The organism is Streptomyces beijiangensis, from assembly GCF_017315755.1.
GTDB lineage: Bacteria > Actinomycetota > Actinomycetes > Streptomycetales > Streptomycetaceae > Streptomyces > Streptomyces beijiangensis.
In genome coordinates, this window is sequence record NZ_JAFLRJ010000139.1 from 1 (window position 1) to 9946 (window position 9946).

The following is a 9946-nucleotide window of genomic DNA, read 5'->3' on the forward strand; positions in this document are numbered from 1 at the left end:
TTCGCGGGGACGGCCCGCGGCGAGGGCCGGATCGCCGAGCTCGACGACGCGTCCGCGCTGGCCGCTGCGGAGCGCATCCTGGAACGGTTCGCGGACCGGCTGGGCGCGGAACCGGCGGACGAGGCCGTCGCGGAGCCCGAGGTCCGGGGACGAGCGTGCGGACGACACCGCGCCGTCCACGGTGTTCGAGACCGAGGTCCCGCCGCCCTCGCTGGACGTACTGGCCGAGGCGGAGTTCGAGCCGCTCGACTCGCCCCTGGACACCCCTCTCGACAGGGAGCCCGCCGAGGCCGCGCACGCGCGCCGCACGATGATCGGCCGCAGCGCGGAGGAGGTCGACCACGCCCCGCCGCGCGGCCGCTACGCCCCCGTCCCGCCCCCCGCATCGGCGACGGCCTCCGCGACACTGCGCTGGGCGGCCCCCGCCGCGGCGCTCGCGCTCGCCTCCGCGGTGGTGGTCGGTCGCGCCCTGAGGCGACGCCGGTAGGGTCGCGGTGTGAGTAGTGAAGAGGTCCGGCTCGCCGCCGGCGACGTCGAGTTGACCGTGAACCCCGCCAACGGCTGCCGTATCAGCAGCCTCCGGATCGGTGGCACCGAGCTCCTGCGGCAGGGGGAGAAGTACGGCTGCTTCCCCATGGTCCCGTGGTGCGGCCGCATCGAGCACGGCCAGTTCAGAAATGGCGGTGAGCGGCACCAGATGCCGCTCAACTCCCCACCGCACGCCATCCACGGCACCGGCCGCGACACCGCGTGGCGCACCGCCCGTGCGGGCAGGAGCGAGGCGGCCTTCACGTACGACCTCGTCGACCCGTGGCCGTACACCGGCAAGGTCACCCAGCTCTTCGAGCTGACGGAGGACTCGGTCACGCTCACCCTGGGCGTCGAGACGTACGACAACTCCTTCCCCGCCCAGGCCGGCTGGCACCCCTGGTTCAACCGCAGTCTCGGCGAAGGCGGCGAGGGCGTTGCCATCGCCTTCACGCCCGAGTGGCAGGAGGAGCGCGGCGACGACCACCTCCCGACCGGGCGCCGTATCGAGCCCCTCCCCGGCCCCTGGGACGACTGCTTCGGGATGCCGGACGGCGTCGATGTCACCCTCACCTGGCCCGGACAGCTGGAGCTCGCCGTGAAGAGCCGGGCCGAGTGGGTCGTCGTCTACGACGAGCAGGCCGCGGCCGTCTGCGTCGAGCCCCAGTCGGGCCCGCCGAACGGCCTCAATGCCCTGCCCCGTCTGGTCACCCCGATCGACCCCCTGGAGATCGCGACCACCTGGTCCTGGCGACGCCTTTAAGCTCGTAGCCATGACTGACGTACGCGGCGAGCTGCTGCAGCACATCAAGGACAAGGCCGTCGTGCACGGCAAGGTGACCCTCTCCTCGGGCATCGAGGCCGACTGGTACATCGACCTGCGCCGGATCACGCTGGACGGCGCCGCCGCCCCGCTGGTCGGCCGGATCATGCTGGACCTCACCGCGGAGCTGGAGTTCGACGCGGTCGGCGGGCTGACCCTGGGCGCCGACCCGATCGCGGACGCCATGCTGCACACCGCCGCCGCCCGCGGCCGTGCGCTGGACGCGTTCGTCGTGCGCAAGGCCGCCAAGCAGCACGGTATGCAGCGCCGTATCGAGGGTCCGGACATCAAGGGCCGCCGGGTCCTGATCGTCGAGGACACCTCCACCACCGGCGGCTCCCCGCTGGCCGCCGTCGAGGCGGCGCGCGAGGCCGGCGCCGAGGTGGTCGCGGTGGCGACCATCGTGGACCGGGCGACCGGCGCGGCGGAGAAGATCACCGAGGGCGCGGGGGTCCCGTACCTCTTCGCGTACTCCCAGGCGGATCTGGGTCTGTAAGGCTCTGACCTGCTGGAACGTCGAGGGGGTGACCGTTTCACGTGAAACGGTCACCCCCTCGACGCATGTACCAGGTGGAGTAATACCAAGAGTCTGGAAAGATGGGCCCCGACGATGACGTCGCCCCCAGGTCAGGGACCCGCAACGCACACCCGCACATAGCCAAGGAGCGGACAGATGCCCATCGCAACCCCCGAGGTCTACAACGAGATGCTGGACCGGGCAAAGGCAGGCAAGTTCGCCTACCCGGCCATCAATGTCACCTCGACGCAGACCCTGCACGCTGCGCTGCGCGGCTTCGCGGAGGCCGAGAGCGACGGCATCATCCAGATGTCCACCGGTGGTGCGGAGTTCCTGGGCGGTCAGTACAACAAGGACATGGTCACGGGCTCCGTCGCCCTCGCCGAGTTCGCGCACATCGTCGCCGAGAAGTACCCGGTCACCGTCGCGCTGCACACCGACCACTGCCCCAAGGGCAAGCTGGACGGTTACGTCCGCCCGCTGCTCGAGGTCTCCGCGGCGCGTGTCGCCAAGGGCCTCAACCCGCTCTTCCAGTCCCACATGTGGGACGGCTCGGCCGAGACCCTCGCGGACAACCTGGCCATCGGCCAGGAGCTGCTCGCCAAGGCCGCCGCCGCGAAGATCATCCTTGAGGTCGAGATCACCCCGACCGGCGGTGAGGAGGACGGCGTCAGCCACGAGATCAACGACAACCTCTACACCACGGTCGAGGACGCGCTCCGCACCGCCGAGGCCCTCGGCCTGGGCGAGAAGGGCCGCTACCTGCTGGCCGCCTCCTTCGGCAACGTGCACGGCGTCTACAAGCCGGGCAACGTCGTCCTCCGTCCCGAGCTCCTGAAGGACCTCCAGGAGGGTGTCGCCGCCAAGTACGGCAAGGCGTCCCCGTTCGACTTCGTCTTCCACGGCGGCTCCGGCTCCACCGCCGAGGAGATCGCCACCGCGCTGGAGAACGGCGTCGTGAAGATGAACCTCGACACCGACACCCAGTACGCCTTCACCCGCCCGGTCGTGGACCACATGTTCCGCAACTACGACGCGGTCCTGAAGGTCGACGGCGAGGTCGGCACGAAGTCGCTGTACGACCCGCGCACCTGGGGCAAGGCCGCCGAGGCGGGCATGGCCGCGCGCGTCACCGAGGCCTGCGCGAACCTGCGCTCCACGGGCACGAAGATCAAGTAGTCAGCTGCGTACGCCGGGCCCGGTATCCCTCGCGGGGTGCCGGGCCCGCGTCATGTCCGAGGCCAAGTCCCAGGGAGAGCCATGCCGTACGACTTCGACACCCCCATCGACCGCCGCGGCACCTGGTGCGTCCAGTGGGACGGCGTAGCCGACCGGTTCGGCGTGGACGGACTGCTGCCGTTCACCATCTCCGACATGGACTTCGCCTCGCCGCCCGAGGTGCTGGCCGCGCTCCAGGAGCGGCTGGCGCACGGGGTGTTCGGGTACACGGACTGGCGCTACGGGGACTTCCTGCCGGCGATACGCCACTGGTACGCGAGCCGGTACGACACCGATCTCGACGCCGGGCAGGTCGTCTACGGCCCGTCCGTCCTCAACCAGCTCTCCCAGCTGCTGCAGATGTGGACCGCGGCCGGTGACGGCGTCGTCGTCCACACGCCCACGTACGACGGCTTCACCAAGGCAATATCGGGTCTCGGGCGCGAACTGCGCGGTGTCCCCGTCGGCGATCAGGACGCCCTGGAACGGGAACTGGCGCGCCCCGACAGCAAGGTGCTGCTCCTCTGCTCGCCGCACAACCCCACCGGAAAGGTGTGGACGGACACCGAACTGAGCGGGTTCGCACGCCTCGCCGAGCGGTACGGAACCGCCGTCATCAGCGACGAGATCCACGCCGACTTCGTGCACACCGACCCCACGGGCACAGGAGGCCGCCACCTCCCCTGGACGCGGTACGGGAGCGGCCGCTGGGCCGTCATCACCTCCGGCTCCAAGTCCTTCAATTTCCCCGCGCTGACCGGCAGTTACGGCATTATCGGCGACCCGGACGACCGCGCCGCGTACCTCCGGCGGATGGAGACGGGGGAGGGTCTCGCCTCGCCCGCCGTGTTCTCGCTGACCGCGCACATCGCGGCGTACCGGCACGGCGCGGAGTGGCTGGACGAGGTCCGTGCGTACACCGCGGGAAATCTCGCGATGGTCGCCGAGCGGCTGGGCGCGGCCTTCCCGGAGCTTGGCTGGACTCCGCCGGAGGCCGGTTACCTCGCCTGGATCGATCTGCGGCCCCTCGGGGTGGACGACGATGCGCTCCAGCACGAGCTCGTACAGACCGAGAAGGTCGCGATCATGCGCGGTTCGGTCTACGGCGCGGACGGTTTCGTACGGCTGAACGTCGGCTGTCCGCGCTCCAAGGCGGAGGCGGGCACCGACGCGCTCGTACGGGCGCTGGGCAGGCTCCGGGGCTGAGGGGCCTGACACGGGGTCCCACCGGGGCTCGCGGCCAGGCAGACTGGGAACCATGGCTATTCACCAAGACCTTCTCGGGGGCCCGCCCCCCACCCACCTGCCCGAGGACCCGGAGCCCCGCGACCTGCTCGCGGCCGGCACCGCGCCCGCCGAGGTCGCTGCGAAATACCCCGCGTCCTCGCTCGCCTGGGCGCAGCTCGCCGACGACGCCTTCGAGCGCGGAAACGCCGTGGAGTCGTACGCGTACGCCCGCACCGGATACCACCGCGGCCTGGACGTACTGCGCCGCTCCGGCTGGAAGGGCCACGGCCCGGTGCCGTGGGAGCACGAGCCCAACCGCGGCTTCCTGCGCGCGCTGCACGCGCTGGCCCGTGCGGCGCAGGCGATCGGCGAGCAGGAGGAGTACGAGCGCTGCTCGTCCTTCCTGCGCGACTCGTCCGCGACCGCGGCGGAGACGCTCGGACTGTGAAGTGACGTAAGGGGAGGCCCGCACACCCGGTGCGGGCCTCCCCTTCGTGCAGCGCGGATCACAGCCCGGAAGCCCTCTGCGCGCTTGCCGTCAGGGCTCCCGCCACGGATGATTCGGGTGGGGACCGGGGCTCCGATGCCTACTGGAAGGGGCGGACCGCTACCCGGGCACTTGTGCAAGGAGACAGTGATGTCCGACGTAACCCCCGGGGCGCCCGAAGAGGCCCCGCATCTCGACTTCGCGGGGACGACCCCGTACGAGGACTACGTCCAGGCCGACGTCCTCACCCACCTCCAGCACCTCCGCTCGGACGACCCCGGCGAGATGGTCTTCCTGGTCACCACCCAGGTCATGGAGCTGTGGTTCACCGTCATCGTCCATGAGTGGGAGACCGCGGCGCACGCACTGCGCCGGGACGACCTGCCGGCCGCGATGGCCGCGCTGAAGCGCTCGACGTACGAGCTGGAGTCGCTCAACGCCTCCTGGCGTCCGCTGGCGCAGCTCACCCCCGCGCAGTTCAACGCCTACCGCAGCGCGCTCGGCGAGGGCTCGGGCTTCCAGTCCGCGATGTACCGGCGGATGGAGTTCCTCCTCGGCGACAAGTCCGCGTCGATGCTGGTCCCGCACCGGGGCGCACCGCGGGTCCATGGCGAGCTGGAGAAGGCACTGCAGGAGCCGAGCGTGTACGACGAGGTCCTGAGCCTCCTCGCCCGGCGCGGTCACGCGGTCCCGGATGCGGTCCTGAACCGCGACCTGGCGCAGAAGTACGAGGCGTCGCCGGAGGTCGAGGCGGTGTGGACGGCGGTCTACGCGGCCGCCGACCAGGACACCGAACTGGTGCGGCTCGGCGAGGCGTTGACCGATGTCGGCGAACTGGTCTGGCGATGGCGCAACGACCATCTGGTGGCGACGCGCAGGGCGATGGGCTCGAAGGTGGGCACGGGCGGCTCCGCGGGAGTGTCCTGGCTGGAGAAGCGCGCCACGAAGAACGTGTTCCCCGAGCTGTGGACGGCGCGCAGCCATGTCTGAGCAGAGTGCCGCGAGGGCGGCCGAGCTGGATGCCTCCGACGAACTCGCCGTGTGCCGCGAGCTGTTCAGCCTCGACAAGGAGACCGTCTACCTCGACGGGAACTCCCTCGGGGCGCTGCCCCGCCACGTCCCCGACCGGATGCGGGACGTCATGGAGCGCGAGTGGGGGCAGCTGCGTATCCGCTCCTGGGACGAGTCGGGCTGGTGGACCGCGCCCGAGCGCACAGGTGACAGGATCGCGCCGATCATCGGCGCGGCGGCCGGTACGACCGTCGTCGGCGACTCCACGAGCGTCAACGTCTTCAAGGCGCTGGTGGCCGCGATACGCATGGCGGACCCGGCCCGCGACGAGGTCCTCGTCGACGCCACCACCTTCCCGACCGACGGTTACGTCGCCGAGTCCGCGGCCCGTATGACCGGCAAGCGGCTCGTCCCCTACACCCCGGGCGACCCGATGGGCCCCCGTACCGCCGCCGTCCTCGTCAACCACGTCGACTACCGCACCGGCCGCCTCCACGACCTGCCCGGCATCACCGCCGCCGCGCACGAGGCCGGCGCGCTCGCCGTCTGGGACCTCTGCCACAGCGCGGGCGCGCTGCCCGTCGGTCTTGAGGCGCACGAGGTGGACTTCGCCGTCGGCTGTACGTACAAGTACCTGAACGGCGGCCCCGGTTCGCCCGCCTTCCTGTACGTGCGCCCCGACCACCAGTCGTCCTTCGACTCGCCGCTCCCCGGCTGGAACTCGCACGCCGACCCGTTCGGGATGACGCCGGACTTCACCCCGGGCACGGGTGCGGTCCGCGGCCGCGTCGGGACCCCCGACATCCTGTCGATGCTCGCCCTGGAGTCGGCGCTCGACGTCTGGGACGGGGTGTCGATCGAGGCGGTACGGGCCAAGTCCCTCGCCCTGACGGACTTCTTCCTGGAGCACGTCACCCTGGAGTCGGTCACACCGGCCGCGCACGCCGAGCGCGGCAGCCAGGTCTCCCTCCGCTGCGCCGACGCGGGCGCGGTGATGAAGGAGCTGATCGCCCGCGGCGTCGTGGGCGACTTCCGGCAGCCCGACATCCTCCGCTTCGGTTTCACCCCGCTGTACGTGGGCTTCGCCGACGCGGAGAGGGCAGCGGCTGTCCTGGCGAGCGTCTTGGCCTGATAGCGTCCCCGCTGGTCAGGGGTAACGGGCCCCGCGCACCGAGAGGTTGAGCACCATGTCCGAGGGAACCGAGGCAGCCCAGGCAGTCGAGGCCGCCGAGTCCGAGTCGGTCCTCTCGCACCCCGCCGTCGCGCCCGATTCCACCGCCGTCTACGGCGAACACCCCGACCAAGTGGTGGACTTCTACGCGCCGCACGGCGGCGAGGGCCTCGTGCCGCTCGCCGTCGTGCTGCACGGGGGCGCCTGGCGGCAGCGTGTGGACCGTGCGCACATCACCCCCTTCGCCGCGTTCCTCGCGGGCCGCGGTCTCGCCGTCGCCGTCGTCGAGTACCGGCGCGGGGGCGAGGCGGAGGGCAGCGCGGGCCGCTGGCCCGACACCCTGGACGACGTGGCGGCGGCGCTGGACGCGCTGCCCGCTCTCGTACGGGAGCACCTTCCACGCGCCGACCTGCGCCGTACCGTCCTCACCGGGCACTCCGCCGGCGGGCACCTCGCCCTGTGGGCGGCGGCCCGTCAGGTGCTGCCGCCCGAGGCACCCTGGCACCGGACCACGCCCCCCTTCCGCGGTGTGGTCGCGCTCGCGCCGATCGCCCACTTCGCGCTGGCGCGCGAGATGGCTGTCTGCGACGGCGCGGTGGATGCCTTCCTGGGCGACGGGGGCAGGGCGGAGTGGGCCGACCCGGCGCTGCTCCTGCCCACCGGGATCGCGACCGCCGTCGTACAGGGCCGGCTCGACGAGACGGTCCCGATGCAGGTCAGTGAGGCGTTCGTGGACGCGGCGGCCAAGGAGGGCGAGGTGGTCGGTATGACGCTCCTCGACGGGGTGGCGCATTTCGCGCTGATCGACCCGGTGGCGGACGCGTGCGCGGTGGTGGCCGAGGAGATCGCGCAATTGGCCTGGTAGGAGGAGCCGGGTAGTCCCTGAGGGGGACGGCTCAGGATCCGTATCAGTGCTGACGACGTCACCCGGATGGCCGCCTACGGTTGTGTACGTGACCGAGACAACCGAGTCGATGAAGGTTCGCAGCCCGGAGCTCCGCCTGGTCGCGGGCGCCATGGCGGGACTGCGCCAGGACCTCTGCCAGGACCCGTTCGCCTACCGCCCGCTGGGGCCCCTTCGCATGGAGGGGCCGCTGACCCGGCGGATGAAGGGCAGGCTGCGCGACACCGTCGCCTGGACGCCGCACATCCTGGTGGTGGGGGCCGCGCTGATCACCGTGCTGTTCGGGGTGGGCACCGGTGCGGGAGGCGGTTCCTTCACGTCCCTGCTCTGCGGGGTCATCCCGGCGGTAGCTCTGCTGATGACGCTGGTCAGGCCGGTGGGGGCGTGGTGGATCTCGCTGGCTGCCGCGTCGGTGACCACGCTCATCGGTCAGGACTGGAGCGCCTCGGGGTGGTCCGTCCCCGCGTTCTTCGCGCATCTGGTCGTGCTCGTCGTGGTCGCGGCCAGGACCCGGCCGCGTACCGCGGTCTGGCTGTGGCTGGGCACCGCGCTGTACGGCGTCCTCGCGCAGGCCGTCGTGGGGAGCGGCAACAGCCCGACCACCGGGTTGATGCTCTTCTTCGCCGCGCTGCTGCTCCTGTTCACCGTGCTGATCACCAGCCGCCGCGACGCGAAGCAGGAGATCACCGTCCAGCGGCAGGTCACCGCCGTCGAACGCGGGCGGCGCACGCTCCTGGAGGAGCGCACCACCATCGCCCGTGAACTGCACGACGTGGTCGCCCACCACATGTCGGTCGTCGCGATCCAGGCGGAGGCGGCCCCTTACCGGGTCGAGAACCCGCCGCCCGAGCTGACCCGTTCCTTCGAGGTCATCCGGGAGAACGCGGTCGCGGCCCTGACCGAGCTGCGACGGGTTCTCGGTGTCGTACGGGCGGAGGACTACGAGGCGCCGGATGCCCCGCAGCCGACCCTCGCCGAGTTGGAGGGTCTGGTCGCCAATGTGCGCGACGCGGGCCTGACGGTGGAGAAGGCGGTCACCGGCGCGGTACGTGAACTCCCGCAGGGCGTCGAGCTGTCGGCGTACCGGATCGTGCAGGAAGCCCTGTCGAACGTGCTGCGGCACGCGCCGGGGGCGGAGGCGCGGGTGGAGGTGTCGTACGTGCTCGGGGGCCTCGGCCTGCGGGTGGTGAACGGCCCCGCGCGGGGTCTGGTGAAGCCTTCTCCCGGAGCGGGGCACGGGATCACCGGGATGCGGGAGCGGGTGTCGATGCTCAACGGTGAGATGACGGCGGACGGGACGGACGACGGCGGTTACGAGATCGCGGTCTTCCTTCCGGTGGCCAAGGCTGCAGAGGAACAGGCATGACGATCAGAGTCCTCATCGTCGACGACCAGATGATGGTCCGCGAGGGCTTCTCGGTGCTCCTCAACGCCATGCCGGACATCGAGGTGGTGGGGGAGGCGGTCGACGGCCGGGGTGCGGTCGAGCAGGTCGCGGCGCTGCGCCCGGACGTGGTCCTGATGGACATCCGGATGCCCGAGCTCAACGGCATCGAGGCGACGCGGGAGATCGTGGCGGCCGACGCGGAGGCGAAGGTGCTGGTCCTGACGACCTTCGACCTCGACGAGTACGTCTACCAGGCGCTGCGGGCGGGGGCTTCGGGCTTCCTCCTGAAGGACGCCTCGGCGCGGCAACTGGCCGAGGGGGTAAGGGTGGTGGCTTCGGGGGAGGCGCTGCTGGCCCCCACGGTGACGAAGCGGCTGATCACGGAGTTCGCGAAACTCTCGGACACGCCTCGGCGGGGGTCGCTCTCGCAGGTGGAGGAGTTGACGGAGCGCGAGACGGAGGTGCTGGTGCTGATCGCGCAGGGTCTCTCGAATGCGGAGATCGCTTCGCGGCTGGTGGTGGCGGAGTCCACGATCAAGACGCATGTGTCGCGGATCCTGGTGAAGCTGGGGTTGCGGGACCGGACGCAGGCGGCGGTGTTCGCGTACGAGACGGGGCTGGTGCGGCCGGGTTGAGCGGGGGTTGAGCCCCCCGCCCCTTCCCGAAACCGGGG

11 protein-coding genes are annotated in these 9946 nt (G+C 71.2%); all 11 read left to right on the top strand.

Going from position 1 to position 9946, the window contains the following annotated elements; translation table 11 throughout:
- The first annotated feature begins 181 nt into the window (after positions 1-181).
- The 11 genes from J0695_RS45395 (at position 182) to J0695_RS15290 (ending at position 9908) form a co-directional block, all read left to right on the top strand.
- Positions 182-487: a hypothetical protein gene (locus tag J0695_RS45395; RefSeq protein ID WP_307798636.1), complete on the top strand. Its 306-nt coding sequence runs from the start codon at positions 182-184 to the stop codon at positions 485-487.
- Between the two features lie 9 nt (positions 488-496).
- On the top strand, positions 497-1291 hold the full coding sequence (locus J0695_RS15245; RefSeq protein ID WP_206962573.1) for an aldose epimerase family protein: 795 nt from the start codon (positions 497-499) through the stop codon (positions 1289-1291).
- A 10-nt stretch (positions 1292-1301) separates the two neighbouring features.
- Positions 1302-1847 carry an orotate phosphoribosyltransferase gene (pyrE, locus tag J0695_RS15250; protein ID WP_206962574.1) on the top strand — a complete coding sequence of 182 codons (546 nt, stop codon included), beginning with the start codon at positions 1302-1304 and terminating at the stop codon, positions 1845-1847.
- 177 nt (positions 1848-2024) lie between these two features.
- On the top strand, positions 2025-3047 hold the full coding sequence (gene fbaA, locus J0695_RS15255; RefSeq protein WP_206962575.1) for a class II fructose-bisphosphate aldolase: 1023 nt from the start codon (positions 2025-2027) through the stop codon (positions 3045-3047).
- A gap of 81 nt (positions 3048-3128) precedes the next feature.
- Positions 3129-4292: a MalY/PatB family protein gene (locus J0695_RS15260; protein WP_206962576.1), complete on the top strand. Its 1164-nt coding sequence runs from the start codon at positions 3129-3131 to the stop codon at positions 4290-4292.
- A gap of 52 nt (positions 4293-4344) precedes the next feature.
- Positions 4345-4761, top strand: a complete 417-nt coding sequence (locus J0695_RS15265) for a DUF3151 domain-containing protein (protein WP_206962577.1) — start codon at positions 4345-4347, stop codon at positions 4759-4761.
- A gap of 189 nt (positions 4762-4950) precedes the next feature.
- On the top strand, positions 4951-5790 hold the full coding sequence (locus J0695_RS15270) for a tryptophan 2,3-dioxygenase family protein (RefSeq protein WP_206962578.1): 840 nt from the start codon (positions 4951-4953) through the stop codon (positions 5788-5790).
- Positions 5783-6943 (top strand): kynureninase, encoded by a 1161-nt coding sequence (gene kynU, locus J0695_RS15275; protein ID WP_206962579.1) that lies wholly within the window; start codon positions 5783-5785, stop codon positions 6941-6943. Before J0695_RS15270 ends, kynU begins: the two co-directional genes overlap by 8 nt.
- Positions 6944-6998: 55 nt before the next feature.
- Complete coding sequence (locus J0695_RS15280) at positions 6999-7847, top strand: alpha/beta hydrolase family protein (protein ID WP_206962580.1); 849 nt, start codon at positions 6999-7001, stop codon at positions 7845-7847.
- A gap of 88 nt (positions 7848-7935) precedes the next feature.
- Complete coding sequence (locus J0695_RS15285) at positions 7936-9252, top strand: sensor histidine kinase (RefSeq protein ID WP_372445770.1); 1317 nt, start codon at positions 7936-7938, stop codon at positions 9250-9252.
- Entirely contained in the window at positions 9249-9908 is a 660-nt protein-coding gene (locus tag J0695_RS15290) for a response regulator (RefSeq protein ID WP_206962581.1), read from the top strand. Before J0695_RS15285 ends, J0695_RS15290 begins: the two co-directional genes overlap by 4 nt.
- Positions 9909-9946: the final 38 nt, after the last annotated feature.

What these genes read in the sequence shown, in the direction of transcription:
- pyrE (WP_206962574.1), top strand. Translation starts at nt 1,302, where the DNA reads ATGACTGACGTACGCGGCGAGCTGCTGCAGCACATCAAGGACAAGGCC.
- fbaA (WP_206962575.1), top strand. Translation starts at nt 2,025, where the DNA reads ATGCCCATCGCAACCCCCGAGGTCTACAACGAGATGCTGGACCGGGCA.
- J0695_RS15260 (WP_206962576.1), top strand. Translation starts at nt 3,129, where the DNA reads ATGCCGTACGACTTCGACACCCCCATCGACCGCCGCGGCACCTGGTGC.
- J0695_RS15265 (WP_206962577.1), top strand. Translation starts at nt 4,345, where the DNA reads ATGGCTATTCACCAAGACCTTCTCGGGGGCCCGCCCCCCACCCACCTG.
- J0695_RS15270 (WP_206962578.1), top strand. Translation starts at nt 4,951, where the DNA reads ATGTCCGACGTAACCCCCGGGGCGCCCGAAGAGGCCCCGCATCTCGAC.
- kynU (WP_206962579.1), top strand. Translation starts at nt 5,783, where the DNA reads ATGTCTGAGCAGAGTGCCGCGAGGGCGGCCGAGCTGGATGCCTCCGAC.
- J0695_RS15280 (WP_206962580.1), top strand. Translation starts at nt 6,999, where the DNA reads ATGTCCGAGGGAACCGAGGCAGCCCAGGCAGTCGAGGCCGCCGAGTCC.
- J0695_RS15290 (WP_206962581.1), top strand. Translation starts at nt 9,249, where the DNA reads ATGACGATCAGAGTCCTCATCGTCGACGACCAGATGATGGTCCGCGAG.